Source organism: Litorimonas taeanensis (assembly GCF_003634015.1).
In the GTDB taxonomy this organism is placed as follows: Bacteria; Pseudomonadota; Alphaproteobacteria; order Caulobacterales; family Maricaulaceae; genus Litorimonas; species Litorimonas taeanensis.
The window spans coordinates 343,777-363,535 of sequence record NZ_RBII01000002.1; the positions used below are offsets into that span (position 1 = coordinate 343,777).

Sequence of the window (19,759 nt, forward strand, 5' to 3'; positions counted from 1 at the left end):
ATATCTATTCAACCCTCCCGCCAAGCCTATTGGATCGCTCTGTAAATACCGGCCTAATGTCGGGTCATAGGTTCTGTGCCAGTTATCATAATATCCCGTTTCTTCGTCGGCATATTGCCCGGGGAACATGAGGCTTTGCGTGACGGCCCCCATAGCGCTGAGCTGAAGGCCGAACGGCGTGGTAATGCCGCCTTCCCAAACAACTTGCCCGGCGACATCTGTGGCATAGGATGGTCGCCCGAGGTAATCTTAGTGAGAACTTGAGAGTTTCTAACTCAGTTAGTTGCGTAACTCACACTAATCTGGCTGTATAGCATTTGCGAACGTGCCGTCTCGAAAAGCGGAGTCTACCATCAAAAGAGTAAACCTTTTATAATTTAATTTAACAGAGTTACGCCTTTTAGAAAACGGAGTAACGGAGACGAATAAACTTTTAAGAAGGCCTTTATTTGAAAACTCTGGAGGAAAGTAATCTTCAAAATTAATGCCTGTAACATCCACTCCCATTTTTCTAATAATAAAAATTAGCTCCCAAGCTTCATCTCCGTAATAATTCAAATCGTGATAAAAACTTGTGTCTTTAGTCAGGTCTTCAATTTGATTATTAGATAGTTTCAAATATTCTACAAACTGTTCCGTTTTCTTGCATACGGATAAATTTTCAGAAAGCTTCATGATATCCTTCATAAACATTTCCGTATACGATTTAATCGGTAAATAGAACAAGCTACCGAAAGTCCACCTGAAAGCTTGCCCGCCGCTCTCCCGAATTTTCTCAATCGTCTTGTAACACGGCGTGATAACCTATTTTGACGCTCAAGACTTGCCAAACCTTTACTAAACTGAGATGTCTTATCCCCTGAAGGACCTCCGCCCGCAAAACCAAGCTTTCCATCTTTTCTTTCAAATGGGCCGAAAAATCCGTAGGCAGACCCTAAAGCGCCACTAATCATGGTTTCCGTATCAAGACATCCGTCACATTTCCAAAGTTATCAGTCGCTTTAATTGTCTAAGTAGATATCTGAACTTGAGGCACATTTAGCATACGCATCACTACATACAAATCTACTAACCTTCTCGACATGAATATCATTTGAAATTAATTGAAGAGCGATAGAGGCTCACATAAATGAAAATAAATTAACAAAAAATGCAATTATATAGTCAACAAGCCTCGTGGCTTGATTTTTCCTTTTTCGAGTTTTTTTTCGCGCCATCGTTCAATCCTACTTACACATACCGCAAGAGTCATCATCAAGGACATTGGTAGTTTTTTTAAGCCCTGTTTGAGCGACTACAGCAGAAAATCTAAACTCAAGTTCTAAAAGTATATCGTTGTTAGCTTTTCCCTTTCTACGTATAAATTTTCGTATATTTTTTGGGTTTTTTACCTTACGAAGATAGCTGTTCATTTGTTTCCGTTTCGAAATTGCTAACTTAGCGCTTTTAACTTGCGAAAGCGCACCTGGAATAACTGCACCAAAAACGCCAGAAATCATGACGTCACCCCAATCCACACATTCAAATCTCCCACCATTTAAAGCTAATTGGATTGTTAAGTTTGTTCCAGCTCCAATCGCCCCTCCAAGAAAACCAAACTCTCCCGTCGGGTCAATGAAATTAACCGGGTTCCCACCAACATAGGCGTATCTATTCAACCCTCCCGCCAAGCCTATTGGATCGCTCTGTAAATACCGGCCTAATGTCGGGTCATAGGTTCTGTGCCAGTTATCATAATATCCCGTTTCTTCGTCGGCATATTGCCCGGGGAACATGAGGCTTTGCGTGACGGCCCCCATAGCGCTGAGCTGAAGGCCGAACGGCGTGGTAATGCCGCCTTCCCAAACAACTTGCCCGGCGACATCTGTGGCATGCGTTGGTCGTCCAAGGTGGTCAGCGTGTAAATTCGGTATCAAATCCATCAAAGTAGTACTGCTCGACTAAGGTTGATCTGCGCCTTCAATATCGCAATGATCTGTTCTTCAGAAAATCGTGATCGCTTCATATTAGTCTGCATTACTGTCGAAGACTCTACCAGAAAATGGTGGAAGTTTAGGGGCGCAGGTCACAATGTTTCGTTATACTGATACGTTTGAAATCATTATTGCTGCAAGATTAACAAAAAATATGCCGCAAAACAAATTCGGTTCCGAACCGTGAAATTTGTTATTACTTTTAACAATTTCGAGAAAATAAAACATACAAAAGAAGAGGGCAATATATGACATCGATAGAGATGCAATTGCCTTTAACGAGTTTAACATATCAAAATCTTTAGCAAAAATCGAATATAAATGTGTAGAGAATAAAAGTAATAAAAACCCGCAATAAAATTGAAATTTATTCAATGTAATCAGCTGTGAAGTGCTTATAGATGGTGCTTTGTCTGCATCGCTTTGATACTCATCTCTTTCTATTAGAAGCATTTTTAGATTTTCATAAAGTATGTATACAAAACAAAAAAATATAAGGAAAATAGATATGTAGTTTATGTATTCGGGAAAGAAAAAGGAAAGAGGGTTGATAACACAAAACGTTGCCAATAGCATTAATATAGATTTTCGATTGTTTTGGATAAAGTTCATATTTCACACCCACACGTATTGCTGCCAAATAGCGGGGCTGAGCTAAATCCATGCTCGTTACCGATTTCATAAACTGGCAGCCTAACCTTAAATGCATCCTTAAGCTTTAATTTGTTTTTCTTGTCCTTTTTTGCCGATGGCCAAGGAAAGTTATATTCCAATGGTTGAGGACCTGTTCTTTTTTTAACACCGTAAGTCTTTACTTCAACTCGACTTAGTTCTTTTCTCACCCCTACAACGCTTATGTTTGCATTAATTTCGCTTACAGCCACGCTAGACCAACCAACTGGAGCACAATAACTGTTACGAAAAATAAAGGGAGAATCAAATCCTCCACCAAGGCCAATTAGCCCTCCGTAATTTCCTCTAAATCTAAATTGCTTACTTTTAGTATCGAAGGATATTTCAATGCCGAACTTGCCACCCGCCAACAGAGAACCAGATATACCAAACCGAATACCTATTTCTTTTAATCCATCTGGGTCAATGAAGATCACCGGGTTCCCACCCACATAGGCGTATCTATTCAATCCACCCGCCAAGCCTATTGGATCGCTCTGTAAATACCGGCCTAGTATCGGGTCATACGTCCGATGCCAGTTATCGTAATATCCCGTTTCTTCGTCGGCATATTGCCCGGGGAACATAAGGCTTTGTGTGACTGCGCCCATGGTTTCAATCTGCATCCCGAAAGGCGTGGTAATGCCGCCTTCCCAAACAACTTGCCCAGCGACATCTGAGGCATAGGCCGGACGCTTGAGGTGGTCGGCGTGTAAATAATGCAGTACCGTTGGGCCGCCATTGCCAGGCGTTGGGTTTTCGCCATAAGTGGCAATCGGCGTCAGCCCAATCCAAACATATTCGCGCAGGAACTCGCCAGTCGCCGCGCTCGTCTCGCCAATTAATCGACCCTCCCTGTCATAATGGTAATGGACATCCGTCACATTTCCAAAGTTATCAGTCGCTGTCTTGGCAATACGCTGTTCAAAGACATCATAAGTGTAAGACGCGGCAACCGCGCCATCACGGTATACTGTTTCAATTCGGCCACGCGCATTTAAATCAAAGTCCAGAATGCGCTGACCCTCCGCGTCATAAAACTCAATCCGCGATTCTATCTTAGTGTTGGCCGCGAAGACACGGCCAGCATAGTCATAATCAAGTGACGTGGCACCGTTTAGCGGGAACGTCATATCAAATCCCTGTTTATCCGAAGTCCCAACAACTCCGCCGACAATATCCGTCGTCCACCCCACAGCTTCCCCGGCATCCGTTTTCGTGAATTTGACAGCGGAGCGGGCGTCTATGGTTTCATCCGTCATAGCAAAGCCTTGCCCGATTTGCCAAACATGCGCGAAGTCTTCTGCCAAATCAAAGTCAAGCGTAGCCGAAGCTGGTGTGCCCCCGACAGAGTTACCGAGACATCATCAAGTGCAAAATCAAAGTCCCCATTGAGAGCCGCGCTCGCGCTATAGCTTTGAAAGCTAAGGGTGGCTGTAATCATATTTAAAAGCGCTCTTTTTCGTTCGTCTAAAGTAGAGCCGGGTGTAAAAGATTACTCATTAAGTTGATTTAATTTGTAGATAACATCTAAATTCTTACCGTCTGAGTATACAACGACAAGTAATATTTTATCTTGAAATTGAAAACTAGACTGATTTAATTCATTTATTAGATGGTTTTGTTTTCTTATCCAAAGAAACAGCTTTTCATCAGATTCGGCACGACTAAAAGCGCAAGTAAAATCATTTGCTCCGTTTGGTGAGTATGGAGAAAGTTTTTCAAAAGAAGGGGAGTACTTCCTAAAAAATGTTTCCTTTTTTAAATATTTCCAATGAGGCGGTTTACTGACTTGGGTATAAAAATACTTTCGAAAATAGTTGCAAGTAATCTCGGCATTGTAGCTTCGTATATCTATATAAATGTAACTCAAAAGCATTGAGAAGAGGACAATTATTGCGGCAGTTACCTTCATGGGGTTGCCCCTCTAAGGTCAGGGGGTGACTAATCAATTGCCGACTTTAGCCCAGACGGAGATTATTTAAAGAATTTTCTATATGAAAATCTATTCCAAATAGCTGTCGAAAAAGTTGAACATTGAAGAGACGGGCTATAATTCAAATGTTCAACTTTTTGATTATCCTCATGAACTCGATTTCCATCTTATCATTGAGGTAAACACTTCGCGATGAATATTTGGTAGAGTTAACATCGTCTAAATAAAAATTGCGGTTTAACCCATTTTTTTGTCCCCGATCAGGCACAATTAGAGGGATTGGGCCCGGCCAAAAACTGAAGGTCTGTTTTTCACAATTGCAATTATCGCTATCTTTTTGAAAAGATAAAAAGGAATGACCAAAACCGCCTTCTCCATCCTTGGAATAAATCGTTAGTATTCCAGATAAACCTTGAAAGTCTACATAGTTCACCGGGTTCCCACCGACATAAGCGTATCTATTAAATCCACCCGCTAATCCTATCGGGTCGCTCTGTAAATACCGGCCTAGAGCCGGATCATAGGTTCTGTGCCAGTTATCGTAATATCCCGTTTCTTCGTCGGCATATTGTCCGGGGAACATAAGGCTTTGTGTGACAGCGCCCATAGCGCTGACCTGAAGGCCGAACGGCGTGGTAATGCCGCCTTCCCAAACAACTTGCCCGGCGACATCTGCGGCATAGGCCGGTCGCCTGACGCAACCTCACTAAGGACTTGAGAGTTTCTAACTCAATTAGTTGCGTAACTCACACTAATCTGGCTGTATATCATTTGCGAACGTGCCTTCATTCTGCTACGCAATTTTACATACGCTGGGATGCTGGATGCCGACATTTGAACATGTTATTGCGAATACAACATTAGCCGCCATTTAAAACGGCCTAAGATATAAGAAAAGCAGGCGCGGAACATTAATTTAAATGGAGTAAATTGTGAGGTACTAAAACCACTCCCCCAATGGACCGTTAAAAGCAGTAATTTACATAAAAGAAATGGCGCACCGGGGAGGATTCGAACCCCCGACCCCTTGATTCGTAGTCAAGTACTCTATCCAGCTGAGCTACCGGTGCTTAGAGTGCGCGAAACCGCGCGGCATATCGCAATCTCTTGCGAGCGCGCCTTAAAGCGGAAATGTTCTGACTTTGCAAGGGGTATTTTCAGCCAAATTCGAGGATTTTCGTCCCTTTTCGCATTTCAACAGTTTTGCCGTATCATCAACATATTCAAGCTTGTGCGAAATAGACGCCACGCATGAGAGCCCGCGCGACAACCCGTGCGGCAGCCGCGCCGAGTTCAGCTAAGGCTACAGGGGTTTCGCAGGGTTTATTTCCTGTCGATAAAGCAAAAATCGTGTCACCATCTAGCAGCGTATGGGATGGCTGCACCGCCATAGCTATTCCGTCTTGCGCCATAATTGAAATTCGCCGTAATTGCTTTTGGGATAAACCCGCATCTGTGACGATGGCTCCGATTACTGTTGACTGTCCGGCCTCTTTTAAAAACGCTAGCTTCGTGTCTTTGGCCTCTGAGAGACTATATCCCTTTGGCGGCTGCTGCCCGCCAAATTCATTGTCGACTTCATATGGCCAAGCCCATGGACATTTTGACCCTGGCATATATGGCGACCCAACAGGGTTAGCTGCTATGATAGCGCCAATTTTAACGTCCCCCACACTTTCAACTGCCGCGCCCAAGCCGCCCGCATATAAGCCAGCCGTGGCGCCAAAGCCGGCCCCTGCTTTACCTTCGCTCAGGCGCGTTTCTGCGCCTTCGCACGCCTGAATGGCCAAATCACGGAATGGCGGATTTAATCCCCACAATTTTTGACCGCCATTGGCATTATCAAAAAGTATAGCCGAAGGTACAATTGGCGATACAGGCACAGGCTCGGGGCCTGGGGCATAACCAATTCGCTGTTCACCGAGCCAAGCCGTCACGCCGTCTGCTGCAGCCAACCCATAAACTGACCCACCCGAAAGAACGACAGCATGTACCGAATCAATTAAACCGCCGTCTTGGAGCGCCATGATTTCACGTGTCCCGGGCCCACCGCCGCGGACATCCACTGCGCAAGTCGCGGCCTGTTCAGGTAAGATCACGGTCACACCTGTATTAACGGCTTCATCATGCGCTTGGCCAAGGCGAAATCCGCCAATATCAAAAATTGGGTGTTGTTCCATACGCCAACCCTATGCGGTTTGGTTACAATTTGCCAGCGTTCGAGAAAGTTTAAAGGCAATTTTGAAATGGATAATTTGATTGAAGGTCAGAGATGATAACGGTATGGCCCGTTCATGTTTGATCTTGCCCTATTCTTGAGCGCCTTTGCGACTCTTTTTGTTATTGTTGACCCGCCCGGCTGCGCTCCAATTTTTGCGACCTTAACCCAAGGTACGTCAAAAACCCATCAACGGAAAATGGCCTTTAAATCAGTCGCCGTGGCTTCGGTCATTTTGATTGGCTTTGCTTATGTCGGCGAGTGGTTGTTTTCTAAACTCGGTATCAGCCTTGACGCCCTGCGGATTGCGGGCGGCATTATGCTCTTTATCATCGGTTTGAACATGGTGTTTGAAAAACGCACTGAGAAACGGGAAGACCGCGCTGAGGACTTACTTGAAGAAATTGAAGATCCCGAAGATATCTCCGTGTTCCCAATGGGTATTCCCATGATTGCGGGCCCTGGTACTATGGCCTCCTTATTAATCCTGATGAGCCGCAGCAGTAATGGCTGGGAAGAGGCCTCAATTATTGCCGCCCTCGTCCTCGTCCTTGTTATAACATTGATTTCATTTCTCATCGCCGCGCCGCTTATGAAGCTAATGGGCAAAACGCTCACCAATGTATTAACCCGTGTCTTGGGGGTCTTACTCGCAACCCTCGCGGCGCAATTTATTATTGATGGCATTAAGGGCGCTCTATTTTAGAAAACCGTCCAAAGTTATGTTGAATATAAAAAAGGCCCCATTCACAAAATGGGGCCTTTTTTATGATGTAAGATATGATGACGTCGACATCATCACTTCCTCTTTTTAAGTGCCTCTGCAAGTTCAGACGCTTTAGTCTCTTTCAAGGCAGCACATAATTCAATCCGCTCAATTGTTTGTTTCAAGCTCCGCTCATATCCGGGAATGGTTGCACTATTAGCTTCCATAAAGGCCTGAACCTCGTCCCGGCGGTCCAGAGAGCAAAAATTGCCACCTGTTGAAGGCATGCCGCCCTTACGCACATCTGCCACACGGTCATTCACAAATTGCGTAAAATTACCCTTTAGCCAATTCCATGTATAATCACCAAATTGATTTGAAGCCAGTAAACCGTTTACCACGCTAAGAGCTTGGCGACCTGTTAAGGGGCCGTCTTTATCCAAAGCCAACCCCAGAAGGGCGTCGACAACGTCTTGACTATTTGTCGAGGAAAGCGCGCCTAGAGCGCGGCTTTTTTCAAGAGGTGAGCCGGTTGTCGCTAATTCCAGCAATGGAGCATAGGCATTATCACCATACTCTATCATGGCCATAGATAAGGCGAGCCCCATCATATTCGGAGCGAGCGCCTTTTTATTCATGGAGCCGTTAAGTCCTAAATATTCTGCCCCTTTAAGCGCCATTTCCTGACGTAAGGTCGAATAATTTCCGATATACGCCAATTCTCCCGCGAGTGACGGGGCCAATAGGTTACCTTCAACGGTATTCTGACCTCTGATACGCTCAAAACGCGCTTTGTAATTTCCGCTAACGTAACGGGCCAAATCCTCTCTAGACTCTGGCAGTTCATTATACATGAAACCTATCAGGCGGGTGGAACCAGACGCCACATCATATTCTGGGTGTTGTGCAAATTTGGACATGCCATCAAGAAACACCGAAGCCTCAACTTCGCCTGCTCGGAAGGCCGCAACAAGGCTATCCATAACGGTTAAGGCTTCTCGTGTATTTAAACTATCGATATTGGCAATTAATTCAGACCAAGCTTGGCTATCCATTGTGAACCGATAATAACCCGAACCATTTTCATTGGGGGTCATAAAGCTTGGGCAAGCCTCTACTTCGGTGCTTTGGGTGAGCGTCTTTTCTTTCATCAAGAAACAACTCTTTGATGTCTGCCCATCGGCATAACCAAATTTCGCACAGACAGGGATTTGCCAAATTTGCCCTTGTTGCACTTTGGAGCCCAGAGGGGCGTATCGTGATTGGGTCAGGTTTAGCTCCATTTTATTATCAGAACAGGTCATTTGAGCATCAACCAATGGAAGCCCGGGCTGATCCACAAAGCTTTTCATAGCCCCTACCACGTCCTTATTACCTGATCCTTCGGCGATTGAACGAAAGAAATCATCCCCTGTTGCAACACCATCAGCATATGTTTTCATATGAAGGCGAACCCCATCGCGGAACTTCTCTTCGCCGACATAGCTCTCGAACATCGATAAAACTCCGCCGCCTTTTCGGTAAGTAATGCCGTCAAACTGGTCCATGACATTTTCGGAACGCTCCAAAGGCTCGCGGACTTTACGCGTCGTTGAAAGCGTATCGATATTCATCGCTCCTAATGCTGAATTGAGCGTGTTTCGATCAAAGTTGCCTTCAGGATTCCAAAGAGAAGTCCCTTTATTCCCTGCCCATGTGGCAAAGGCTTCGTTCAACCAAATATCTTCCCACCATACAGGCGTGACCAAATTACCAAACCATTGATGGGCGAGCTCATGCGAATGCACACCAGCGTAAGATCGCTTTTGTGAAAGAGGCGGGTTATCCCCCAAGAGAAGTAGTGACTCACGATACACAATCGCCCCGGGGTTTTCCATCGCACCAAAAGCATAATCAGGCGCCGCAATAATATCGAGTTTCTCGTAAGGGTATGGCGTCCCAAAATACCCTTCTAACGCGCTTAGAATGCCATTCGTATTTTCCAAAGCATAAGTAAGGTTTTCGCCCTCCCCTTTGGCGGCCAAACCTCGAAGCTGCAGATCTGTCTGCCGAATATCATTTTTGGGCAACATTCCGAAATCAACCACGTCCCATGGACCCGCGCCAAAAGCGACCAAATAGGTTGGTAAGGGTCGAGTTTTGGCAAAATCATGCCGGATCCAACCATTGTCTAATTCTGTCCGTTTGATCTCAGGTGTATTCGCGTAAACGAAATCAGAATCTGGAGCTGTGATAGAGAGTGTAAAAGGCACCTTATATTTAGGTTCGTCAAAACTTGGAAAAGCCTCACGCGCGCCCAAAGGTTCAAACTGTGTGATTATATAGCCTTCGCCGCCGCGCTTTACTTGGTAAGCCGAATTTAGGGATTGGTTATAGGGGGTCGCATAATCCAAAATAAGCGTTAGCTTGCCTTTAGGCAGAGTGTCTTCCGAAGTCAAATAAGCAACCCCTGAAGGCGCGGCTTCTGCAGAAAGCTCTGTGAATGTGAGCGGCATTTCTGTGCCATCATCTAATTTTGCTACGGCGCGAGAGACTGTCATATGTTTCCCGTGCATCCAGATTTTTTTCGTAGCTTCCTTATTGTCAACGACAATTTTTACCGTGCCTGTAAACCCATCGGTATCTGGGTCCATGACCATATCAATTTCGTAATTTTGCGGAACGACCGTGTCGGGAAGCTGCGCGTGAGGAATACCGTCACTCGAGAAAACTGACACCTGCTCAGCGGCGACGTTTTCTTCGCTCGCTACCTTTTCTTCACCACACCCTGCCATGATGAAACTAATCGAGGCCAAAGCCGCGAGTGAAAATTGCTTTGAATACATAGAAATAGTCCAGATTTATAAATTTTGTTTCTGTTAAACAATAAGGTTTAGCAATACCAGAGCGCAATTTGGGTCTTCTGAGGTGAAATTCTATGAATCTCGGGAGAATGCTGACAAAATTGTCGCCCCTGTAAAAGTTATGCTATAACAGCCCACTTATGAGTGCTGCACCCGATAGTTTTTCTTCTACAGAAGACACACGCTTTGATAAGCCTGACCGTCGTGGCTTGCCAGGACGGTTACCGCCTGAGAGCGCCTCGCGCATTACGCGCCGCATCACTGCCTTAGCAGTCATCGTTGGCCTCACCCTTACGGTCAGTAAAATTTTCCTATGGCAAGGCACGCATTCTATTGGGGTTTTATCCTCATTGGTTCATTCTGGATTGGATATGTTCGGCGCGGTCTCCAGCTTTATCGCCGTCCGCTACGCAGCCAAAAAACCTGATGGGCAATATCGATTTGGACGCGGAAAGGCTGAGAGTTTTTCTGCCGTCTTTCAGGTTTGCCTCATTATATTTGCTGCATTTCATCTCTTTGAAGAAGTTATCGAACGCATTGATGGGCACCAACATATCTCTAACTCTGCCTTAGCGATTCTGGCTATGGGCGTCTTTATTATCATCACAATTTGGCTGATAATCGCGCAAAGTTGGGCTATCCGTGCTACTGGCTCTATCGCTGTTCGCGGGGATCGGGCGCACTATCTCGCAGATTTATTTGCCAATATATTTGTTATTTTAGGCCTCGTCATTTCGAGCTTTACCCCCTTTATCTGGGCCGATGCGGCGGTCGGGACAATCATGGCAATATGGCTTCTATTCACAGCGTATCGTGTTGGCCGTTTAGCGTGGGCCCAGCTTATGGATATGGAATTAGGCTCCGAAGAACGCGCGTTGATAATTCGCCTTGCCATGGCTGACCCACGAGTTCGCGCCGTAACGGAACTAAGAACTCGCGCATCAGGCCCACATATACATATACAAATGCGGCTCGATATGGATGAAACGCTCTCATTATCCGAAGCCCACGACATTATCATCAATGCGGAGAGGCGTCTTATGGGCGACTTTCAAGCTGCGGACATTTTGATTCACCCGCACCCAGCCGGCTGTTCCCACAGCCATGGGAATCGTAGATTTTTCACGGATGAAGAGGCACAAGACGACATAGTCTGAGCCAATCTTTAACGGCATTATAAAATACTAAATCTATCAGGATTTACAGTATCGTTAAGGCTTCGTTACTACTCTCTTGATTAACTAGTCGTTATGCGTACGCTTTATCATTTCGCCCTGCACCCCGCGAGCCGTCAGGCCCGTATAACCTTGGCCGAAAAAAAGCTGAAAGTCACTGAAAGTCCGATTAACCCTTGGCAGTTAGATCAAGGGGATTGGAAAAAATTTGAAGACATCACGCCTGAGGGCGTTCCCCCTACATTGGTTGATGTTATACCTTCTGGTGAAATCATTATAACAGGCGCGCGAGCGATTTGCGAATATGCAAATGATGGGTCGACCCGTCATCCCTTACTCGCAGAAGATATTGTTGAACGCGCAGAAGCCCGTAGATTAGCCGACTGGTTTGATCATAAATTTGCCCAAGAAGTTGATGCCCTTATTCTTCATGAGAAAGTTGAAAAGTCTATTGCAGGCGCTGGCGCGGCTGACCCTGCAATTCTTAGAGAGGGCCGAGAAACGCTTGCTCATCATTTAGGGTATTTTTGCTGGCTTCTTGAACGCAGAGATTGGCTCGCAGGGCGATATTTCAGTCTTGCTGATATTGCGGCAGCCGCTCATATATCTTGCCTCGATTTCCTCGGTGAAATTAATTGGCGCGACTGGCCCACATTGAAAGAATGGTACCAAAAAGTTAAGTCTCGCCCTTCAATGCGCCCCCTGCTTATGGACCGCATTCCAGGGTTCAGAGCGCCAAGGCATTACACCGATTTGGATTTTTAATATTTAACATCCCAGTCTTGAGTTAAGGCATCATTTCATTATGTTTCCGCCAAAGGAGAAATCATGCCACGATTGACTTTCCAAAAAATTATATTTGCAAGCCTAACAGCCTCTCTCATTTTCTCTGGTGGCATTAACATGGGAACGGAACCGCATGCTCATGCACGGCAGACCTCTCAAATTAATTCACTCAATGACATGTTGGCTTGGCATCAACAATATTTACAGGCCTATACGCAAATACTTTCCGTTTACAATACGGGCTCAATATCAATCCTTTATAGTATTGATTATGAAGACTTAGACGCCGTTAAACGCGCTTTTTCTCACTATAATGCGGAACGCGAGGCCATTCTAAGTCGCGGTACCGCTCTATTCGATCAATTAGCCCCGCCTCAACAATGGGATGTAGACCGCACCCTCTTTAATCGCCAAGACAAGGCCTATTATGTGGCCGCCTTGCAAAAATATAACGACATTCCTGATCTCTTAGTCAATATTCGTGAAGGCTCTAATTTTTTACCGGCGATAGAACTTATCGAGCAAGGGAAGTATGAAGCCGCATCCCAAACCTTTATCGAGAAACAAATCGAAGCCAATCAGGCCCTAATTGTCGCAGAAAACAAACAAATTGACGCATATCTGGCTGCGATCCCCAAGGATCACCCCAACTATCAAATTCAACAGATTTTCAAAAAAGGCAATCATTTCGCCCTTAAAGAGCTAGAGTGGTCCAGGCGAGATATGATTGAATTTCAAAGTCTCGAGCAGCGTCATGAGTTTGCCAAAGAAATGAAACAAACGATTGAAGAGGTCCCCTCCCTCATACAGCTAAGCCGGAACAATACCTTGAAAACACTAGAAACTCTAAAAATAGCCAGCCAGTCTCAGAGCGCGCGCAAAAGTGATCAAGAGCTGATAAAACGCGTTACTAAAGCCCTTCAAACATTCGATGAATCTTTAGACGTCGAACAAAAAATTTATGCCAACCAACAGGCAACTGTGGTGGCACATCAGTCAAACTTAATAGACAACGAATACACTGCAGTCATCGATAAAATAGACCTCGAGTTTTTCGTATTAATTGATGAACGCACACGACTAGCCGATAAACGGCTCACCTTAGTGCAACCTTAACCTAAATGGTCCATCGCCCCACATCCTCACAACATCCCCATTGGCATAAACGGGCCCTTAAACTGGGGTTTACTGAACCATATATTTTAGACCTCTCTCAATTCGGCCATATGGCTGGACATCGATTGAATGATTTCATCGAAAAAAAACGTCATGGCTCTATGACATGGATGGAAGAAACAGCGCAGCGGCGCGCACATCCACAGTCACTATGGCCCGAGGCAAAATCTGCCATCGTTTTTGGTATGAATTACGGCCCTGATATAGATCCACTCCTTACGCTTGATTTAGCAGATCGCGCCACTATTTCGGTGTATGCACGCGGCCGAGATTATCATGACGTCATGAAAGGCCGCCTAAAAGAAATTGCCGGATTGATTGCACGAGACACACAGGCCGATGTGAAAATTTTCGTCGATACTGCCCCTTTAATGGAAAAACCTATCGCAGAAGCCTCTGGTTTAGGCTGGCAAGGCAAGCATACAAACTTAGTCAGCCGTAATTATGGCTCATGGCTATTTTTGGGCACGATTTTAAGCGCGGCAGAATTAACGCCGACCCCCACGGAAATAGATCATTGTGGCTCGTGTCGCGCCTGTTTGGATATTTGTCCAACGGACGCCTTCCCAGCCCCTTATCAGCTCGATGCGAGACTTTGCATTTCTTATCTGACGATTGAGCATGCTGGCGCCATCGACGAAGCTCTCAGAGAGAGAATGGGGAATCGCATTTATGGATGTGATGACTGCTTGGCGGCTTGCCCTTGGAATAAATTTGCTGTTCTAGGGCAAGAAACCAAATTAGCAGCGCGAGAAGATTTAATGGCGCCCCAACTGGCTGACCTCGCACAATTGGGCGAAACCGAGTTTCGAAGGAAATTTGCGGGCTCTCCCATCAAACGGATTGGTTGGCTGCGATTCTTACGCAATGTCCTATATGCCATTGGGAACAGCGGCGATGCCCGCCTAACTGTCTCTGCGACCCCCTATCTGGATCACACTGACCCCGTAGTAAGAGAGGCCGCGCAATGGGCCGCAAATAAATTGTCCTATAATGTGAATTAAATCCTTCTTTATATATTTAAAGTAATCCTATTTTATAAAACAGCGTTAAATTGAATGGGGTCAATCGGTGCTTAAGAATGAGGACAGCCTCGATAAGGCCTATCATCCAGGGTTCCTGACTGACACATCTGGGGTTCGGCGCGCCAACCACAAAGCTTCACTTCTTTTTAAAATCTTATTCTGGCTTGGGGTAGCCGCACTTGGCATAGGACTTTTTCTCAACCCCTTGGCCTTTCTGTTAAAGCTCTCAAGCCTTATTGCTTGGATAAGTCTTGCCGTTGCAATGCTGCGTATTGCGGCGGCCATTAATCAGAAACCCAAAAGCCGGCGCTATGAATCCCCTCAAAACTATCCGAAATATTCTGTCCTCGTCCCCATATTTCATGAAGCCAATATGGTGGAATCTTTGATGAACAATTTAGCCGCGTTAGATTACCCTCTATCGCAGCTTGAAATTTTCATCATATGTGAAGCCGTAGACCCTGATACAGTTGAAGCTGTTAAACGGTGTTTACGCCCGCCCTTTCAACTTGTTGTCGTGCCCGCAGGATATCCGCAAACCAAACCCCGCGCATTAAACTATGCCATGCAATACAGCACAGGAGAATATATTACGATTTACGACGCAGAAGATCAGCCTCACCCCTCTCAGTTAAAAGCAGCGTTGCAATCCTTTGGCGAACATCCAGAATGGGCGGCGCTACAGGCGCCACTCGATTACTATAATGCGGATGCGTCTTGGCTCTCGGCGCAGTTCACACTTGAATATGCCGCACTATTTCATGTTTGGATTCCATTTCTTTCTCGAATGGGCATACCGCTTCCGCTTGGTGGAACGTCTAATCACATGCGGCGAGGGCCGCTTGAAAAATGTGGGGGGTGGGACATTCACAATGTGACAGAAGATGCAGATCTAAGTTTCCGCCTCGCAGCACTGGGCTATAAAATTGGATATATCCTGCCGCCCACAGATGAAGAGGCTGTCACGACGTTAAAAGCGTGGCATAATCAACGAGCGCGGTGGATGAAAGGGTATATGCAGACATGGCTCGCGCACATGCATTCACCTTGGAAACCAAGAAACATCTTCGGGGTCATGCGATTTTTATCCTTGCAGTTTACCATCGCTTATGTGTTCTTATCCGCCTTTATCTTCACGCCTATTGTTTGCGGCGGCATCATTTATGCCATTTGTCATTGGCATATGGGCTGGTCACTCCCTTTTTCAAAAATTCATTTCCTCGCCCTCGGCACCAGCCTCGTCGCCGGCATTCTAATTGGTATGCTAGGGGCTTATCGCGCTGGAAAGACCACTCATTTATGGAAAGCCTTTCTTATGCCCCTCTATTGGCTTTTACTTTTTTGGCCGACACTGAGGGCCTTGGTAGAGCTGAAAACCAAACCTTTTCACTGGCATAAAACCACGCATGGTGTTAGCGCGTCGCAAACGAAACAAAATCAAATATTTTGCTGCCCCGCAGACGCGTCTATAAAGTCTCCAATGGTTACGGAGTAAAGCCATGTCACGGTCATCAGACCTTACCCTTACAATTATTGCCCTGATTTTTTTAGCGGGCTTAGCGATTATCGCTTTGCGAAATCATTTCGCTGAAAAACCCAGTATCAAACCCCACAGAGCCCCTTGGATGATTATTTGCTTAGGGAGTATTGCCACAGGCTTCATGGTCATTGTGCACCTAGTGAACTTAATGGGGTTTGAAACAGGCCGGATGTAACTAGACTCCTAATAAAGGATAGCTGGCCTCTAGTCGGTAAATATTAGGTCCGTTAATTTTGCGCCAACTTGAATAGAGTTGAAATTCATCAACAAAAAAAGGGCCTGCTTCGAAAGCCGCTAACCTTTGTTCAAATTTAATAATACGGTCCAAGGGCGCGCCTTTCTTCAAATAAGCAAGCGTAACATGTGGCACATATTTTCTTTTCTCCATGACAATACCTGCACGGCGTGCGGCCGTTTTGCAATGTTCATGGATACGGGTCAACGATGGGTGAGGCTGCACACCCGCCCATATTGAATGAGGCTCTGCAGAACCAAAATGTCCTACCCCTTTAATTGAAAGTTCAAAACCACACATTCGCAGCTTCGCAAGTTCATCGTCTAGAATTTCAGCGCGGTCATCATCAACCTCACTGAAAAATCCTGTCGTGATGTGTAGCTTCTCTGCTGCCGACCACCTAGCCCCAGAAACGCCTTTTTGAATACGGGTTAGAGCCGTAACCGTGCGAGGTTGCATTTTGATGGCGGCAAATAATATCATGGCATTATCATTGTAAACTAAATTGGAAACCGCAGGCGTCGTATTTTGATCCCGCGCCAATTCTGTGCTGAAGGGCTCAAAAGCGACTATCAAAGATCACGCGAGTTTTGCGCCCTGCTGAATCCACCATATGACATTCGTTTTGCGGTCTTACGGCTATTATTCATCAGGCTTCGCTTTGAATTCTGATAAAAATAGCTTATATAGACTGTAAGCCGCAAGACAATTCGATATGTCTTGCCATAACGTGAATAAAGGAGCGTTTAATGAATGATTTTAACTCGTCCGTCGGCGTAGGTGCCCAAACCGATGTCGGCCTTAAGAGCTTTATGCTCGGTACATATCGCTATATGGCTCTGGCCATGTTGGTAACTGCCGCTGTTGCTTATATTAGTGCGCCTTATGTTGCACAAAGCGGCATTTTCCGTAGCCCCTTTGCGCTACTTGGTTTTGTTATTGCTATCCCTGTTTTGTTCGGCGCTGTGGGTGCTAAATTGCAATCCATGAGCAAAGGCGGCGTCTTAGCGTTCCTCTTTGGCTTTGCGGCGTTCCTAGGCCTATTTATGTCCGCTATTACAATCGCATTCCCTGGCGTAGTTCTGGCTAAAGTCTTTTTCATGACCGTAGCCATGTTCGGCGCTCTTAGTCTTTTTGGATATACGACACAGCGTAACTTAGGGACATTTGTCAAATATGCGGCAGCAGCCTTTATCGGTTATGTTGCTATCAGCCTCTTGGGGGCCTTTTTCCCCTCTCTACGTCCAACAGGGCCTCTTGATGTAATCATCAATATTGTAGCCCTCGCCGCCATTGCCATCATTACGGCATGGGAAACACAAATGCTAAAACGCATTTACTACGGTAGCTCTGGTGATGCCGTCATGATGGACAAGCTCTCAGCTTATGGCGCAGCCTCTTTGCTCCTAGCTTTTGTTAACATGTTCCAAATCCTTCTCAGCCTTTTTGGCCGTGAGTAATTTACATAAATAAGAGTTCGAACCCGCCTCACTGGCGGGTTTTTTTATGGCTATAGAACAGTCAAATTTCAGCTCTCCTCATAAAAACTTGATTTTACAACAGTTTCATGACAAATCGTTAATGGATTGACGGGCCAAAGAGCGCGCAATCTTTTCGCATTTTGCGACATCAGGGGAGAAAAACTATGTCACTTGCAAAAATCATATGGGCCGTCAGCGCTGCGGCCGCCATTATTTTAGCGTTCATCAATCTTGCGGGACATGACGCTATGATATTGGCAATATTGGGACTGCTTTCAGGATTTTTCTTGGATCACAACCATCGTCGTGGCGTTATTATAGCGGCTATATTTTTGATGGCAGGCGGCGCTAGCGCGTTAGCTAGCATTGTCGGCATCGGGGACTATTTGACGGCAATTTTAACAAGTCTAGGCGCGGTCTTTGCAGCCGCATCTGTCATGGCCATCGTTAGAACTTTGGTCGAACGTATATTCCTGTCAAACAAGGAAGCCTCGACAGCATAAGTCGACGTTCATCATTTAACAAAAAAGCTCGCTCTCGTAGCGGGCTTTTTTATTTGGCTTTAGACGGACTGGAAACGCTGCTTGTCAAAGACTCGCAAAACAGTCGCGAGATCGTGACCACGCTTCAATATGAGGCCCCCCGGCGCAACCACCGCAAATTGGCCCTGTTTATTCTTTAACTCAGGCTTTTTTTCGACGCGATATAGAGCGTGTTCTGTTGCCTTGCGATAAATTGAGAAAACAGCCTTATCCTGTAAAAAATCGATGGCGTAATCTTTCCAATCTCCTTTGGAAACCATCTGTCCATAAATATTTAAAATCAATCCTAACTCTCGCCTATCAAAGGCGACTTGGCTTGGCTGTTTTTTCCGGGACTTTTTAATCGGGACAATATTCGACATTTCCCTAACCTAAGAGGCTTCCTCAGTTTGGGCAAGTTGCATTGCACATACCCAATCGTGTTGAAGCCTTAATGCCCGCCTGTCCGAAGTGTAAGGTTTTGCCATAAATTAGACATAATTTGGTCTCGCTTCGACCATAGTGAAAGCGCAGTTTGAAATTGTCAGTTGGTGTTCTTAGAAAATTCGGTTTTTCTTTTGGCCCCCCAGCCCCCCGAATATTTTAGGGACAGCAACTGACGCATCCCTTCCCCGGGTTTGGATGAGCCATATTAAACAAACCCTGACGGACCTTTGCGCTTCAGCCCCGCTTAGGTCCGTTCCCTTTTTAAGGGTAGCTATGGTTTAAGAATAGCGGCTGTAATTATTTTACTGGAATCAGGAGCATGAAACAAAGCGGCGTAGGCCTGTCCAGCTTCGAGCTTAGAAGGCAAACGTAGATCATCGCCGCCCCAATTTGGTGTATCGAGCCCCATAACAACATTTTCAATTTCTAACACGCGCCCTGAATTCTCGCCGCGTTTGACGGCCACTTTTTGCGTGCCTGGCTGATACCGAACAAGAGACAAATTATAGTCTGCAGGAAGGTTTGCAGAAATTACAACATCGCCGCCTTTATCCAAACGAATATTCGCTTTGGGCCTAGAGGTTGAAAGCGGCATAGAAATAACATCACTCTCTGAATAATTCGGACTATGGGCCGCGCCGTTCAAAACAATTTGCGGCGTGTAATTATTTGAACCGAGTGACTTTCCATATTCGTTTTGCCGCGCCGTAAAAGCGGCGTCACCGAAGCTATCTTTCCATCCCAAATAATCCCAATATGTTACGCCATATGACAAGACGAGTGCATCCGAACGGTTGGCCGCCAGTTCGGAAACAAAATGGTTGGCCCGTGGACAGGATGAACAACCTTGTGAGGTGAAAAGCTCGACAACGAATTTCGGTTGAGCATCCCGCTGCTCAACACTTTGCTGTACCCTTTCATCCGTCGCGGCTTGGGCGCCAGAACTAATCACAAGCTCTAAACCAATTGCGGTGCTTAAGGTGAGTCCAAGAGTAAATAAAAAAGCAGCATGTTTCATAATTTAT

General features: G+C 45.7%; 21 protein-coding genes and 1 tRNA gene. 9 read left to right on the plus strand and 13 right to left on the minus strand.

The features are described from left to right. The 9 genes from DES40_RS13505 to DES40_RS09575 form a co-directional block, all read right to left on the minus strand. A partial coding sequence (locus DES40_RS13505) for an RHS repeat-associated core domain-containing protein (RefSeq protein ID WP_267896632.1) occupies positions 1 to 186 on the minus strand: 186 nt, incomplete at its 3' end. A gap of 111 nt (positions 187 to 297) precedes the next feature. Then, entirely contained in the window at positions 298 to 687 is a 390-nt protein-coding gene (locus DES40_RS09530; RefSeq protein ID WP_121101310.1) for a DUF1493 family protein, read from the minus strand. Positions 688 to 1,226: 539 nt separating this feature from the next. Then, positions 1,227 to 1,922: an RHS repeat domain-containing protein gene (locus DES40_RS13475; RefSeq protein ID WP_121101316.1), complete on the minus strand. Its 696-nt coding sequence runs from the start codon at positions 1,920 to 1,922 to the stop codon at positions 1,227 to 1,229. Between the two features lie 659 nt (positions 1,923 to 2,581). Next, complete coding sequence (locus tag DES40_RS09550) at positions 2,582 to 3,907, minus strand: RHS repeat-associated core domain-containing protein (RefSeq protein ID WP_121101322.1); 1,326 nt, start codon at positions 3,905 to 3,907, stop codon at positions 2,582 to 2,584. Next, positions 3,904 to 4,089, minus strand: a complete 186-nt coding sequence (locus tag DES40_RS09555; RefSeq protein WP_121101325.1) for a hypothetical protein — start codon at positions 4,087 to 4,089, stop codon at positions 3,904 to 3,906. The genes DES40_RS09550 and DES40_RS09555 overlap by 4 nt, the downstream gene beginning before the upstream one ends. A gap of 51 nt (positions 4,090 to 4,140) precedes the next feature. Next, positions 4,141 to 4,560, minus strand: coding sequence for a hypothetical protein (locus DES40_RS09560; protein WP_121101328.1), 420 nt, complete (start codon positions 4,558 to 4,560; stop codon positions 4,141 to 4,143). A gap of 142 nt (positions 4,561 to 4,702) precedes the next feature. Continuing rightward, positions 4,703 to 5,221, minus strand: coding sequence for an RHS repeat-associated core domain-containing protein (locus DES40_RS09565; RefSeq protein WP_267896633.1), 519 nt, complete (start codon positions 5,219 to 5,221; stop codon positions 4,703 to 4,705). Positions 5,222 to 5,574: 353 nt separating this feature from the next. After that, positions 5,575 to 5,651 (minus strand) — tRNA-Arg (locus tag DES40_RS09570). A 153-nt stretch (positions 5,652 to 5,804) separates the two neighbouring features. Further along, a complete protein-coding gene (locus tag DES40_RS09575) occupies positions 5,805 to 6,761 on the minus strand; it encodes a P1 family peptidase (RefSeq protein ID WP_121101335.1) in 957 nt (318 codons plus the stop codon). 114 nt (positions 6,762 to 6,875) lie between these two features. Here DES40_RS09575 and DES40_RS09580 point away from each other — a divergent pair, with 114 nt between their 5' ends. Next, positions 6,876 to 7,505, plus strand: coding sequence for a MarC family protein (locus DES40_RS09580; RefSeq protein ID WP_121101338.1), 630 nt, complete (start codon positions 6,876 to 6,878; stop codon positions 7,503 to 7,505). A 92-nt stretch (positions 7,506 to 7,597) separates the two neighbouring features. Here DES40_RS09580 and DES40_RS09585 read toward each other — a convergent pair whose 3' ends face one another. After that, positions 7,598 to 10,330, minus strand: coding sequence for a M1 family metallopeptidase (locus tag DES40_RS09585; RefSeq protein ID WP_121101341.1), 2,733 nt, complete (start codon positions 10,328 to 10,330; stop codon positions 7,598 to 7,600). Positions 10,331 to 10,488: 158 nt separating this feature from the next. Between DES40_RS09585 and DES40_RS09590 the strand changes: the two genes are divergently transcribed. The 6 genes from DES40_RS09590 to DES40_RS09615 all read left to right on the plus strand — a co-directional run bounded on the left by DES40_RS09590 (position 10,489) and on the right by DES40_RS09615 (position 16,225). Further along, complete coding sequence (locus tag DES40_RS09590) at positions 10,489 to 11,505, plus strand: cation diffusion facilitator family transporter (RefSeq protein WP_121101344.1); 1,017 nt, start codon at positions 10,489 to 10,491, stop codon at positions 11,503 to 11,505. A gap of 93 nt (positions 11,506 to 11,598) precedes the next feature. After that, positions 11,599 to 12,288 carry a glutathione S-transferase family protein gene (locus tag DES40_RS09595; protein WP_121101347.1) on the plus strand — a complete coding sequence of 230 codons (690 nt, stop codon included), beginning with the start codon at positions 11,599 to 11,601 and terminating at the stop codon, positions 12,286 to 12,288. A gap of 63 nt (positions 12,289 to 12,351) precedes the next feature. Continuing rightward, positions 12,352 to 13,425 (plus strand): hypothetical protein, encoded by a 1,074-nt coding sequence (locus tag DES40_RS09600; RefSeq protein ID WP_121101350.1) that lies wholly within the window; start codon positions 12,352 to 12,354, stop codon positions 13,423 to 13,425. A gap of 5 nt (positions 13,426 to 13,430) precedes the next feature. Further along, positions 13,431 to 14,489 carry a tRNA epoxyqueuosine(34) reductase QueG gene (gene queG / locus DES40_RS09605; protein WP_121101353.1) on the plus strand — a complete coding sequence of 353 codons (1,059 nt, stop codon included), beginning with the start codon at positions 13,431 to 13,433 and terminating at the stop codon, positions 14,487 to 14,489. 67 nt (positions 14,490 to 14,556) lie between these two features. Beyond that, on the plus strand, positions 14,557 to 16,005 hold the full coding sequence (locus DES40_RS09610; protein WP_121101355.1) for a glycosyltransferase: 1,449 nt from the start codon (positions 14,557 to 14,559) through the stop codon (positions 16,003 to 16,005). 4 nt (positions 16,006 to 16,009) lie between these two features. Then, the gene (locus tag DES40_RS09615) at positions 16,010 to 16,225 is read left to right on the plus strand and encodes a hypothetical protein (RefSeq protein WP_121101359.1); all 216 of its coding nucleotides are present in this window, start codon (positions 16,010 to 16,012) and stop codon (positions 16,223 to 16,225) included. Here DES40_RS09615 and thpR read toward each other — a convergent pair whose 3' ends face one another. Next, the gene (thpR, locus tag DES40_RS09620; RefSeq protein ID WP_233345557.1) at positions 16,226 to 16,768 is read right to left on the minus strand and encodes an RNA 2',3'-cyclic phosphodiesterase; all 543 of its coding nucleotides are present in this window, start codon (positions 16,766 to 16,768) and stop codon (positions 16,226 to 16,228) included. 266 nt (positions 16,769 to 17,034) lie between these two features. On the opposite strand from thpR, the gene DES40_RS09625 reads away from it, so the two are divergent. Both DES40_RS09625 and DES40_RS09630 read left to right on the plus strand, forming a co-directional pair. After that, positions 17,035 to 17,745, plus strand: coding sequence for a Bax inhibitor-1/YccA family protein (locus tag DES40_RS09625; protein ID WP_121101364.1), 711 nt, complete (start codon positions 17,035 to 17,037; stop codon positions 17,743 to 17,745). A 185-nt stretch (positions 17,746 to 17,930) separates the two neighbouring features. Continuing rightward, a complete protein-coding gene (locus tag DES40_RS09630) occupies positions 17,931 to 18,269 on the plus strand; it encodes a hypothetical protein (protein WP_121101367.1) in 339 nt (112 codons plus the stop codon). Between the two features lie 59 nt (positions 18,270 to 18,328). Here the strand turns inward: DES40_RS09630 and DES40_RS09635 are convergent, their stop codons facing one another. Beyond that, positions 18,329 to 18,670 carry a DUF2794 domain-containing protein gene (locus DES40_RS09635; RefSeq protein ID WP_121101370.1) on the minus strand — a complete coding sequence of 114 codons (342 nt, stop codon included), beginning with the start codon at positions 18,668 to 18,670 and terminating at the stop codon, positions 18,329 to 18,331. A 335-nt stretch (positions 18,671 to 19,005) separates the two neighbouring features. Beyond that, positions 19,006 to 19,752, minus strand: a complete 747-nt coding sequence (locus DES40_RS09640; RefSeq protein WP_121101373.1) for a DUF1223 domain-containing protein — start codon at positions 19,750 to 19,752, stop codon at positions 19,006 to 19,008. Positions 19,753 to 19,759 lie beyond the last annotated feature (7 nt).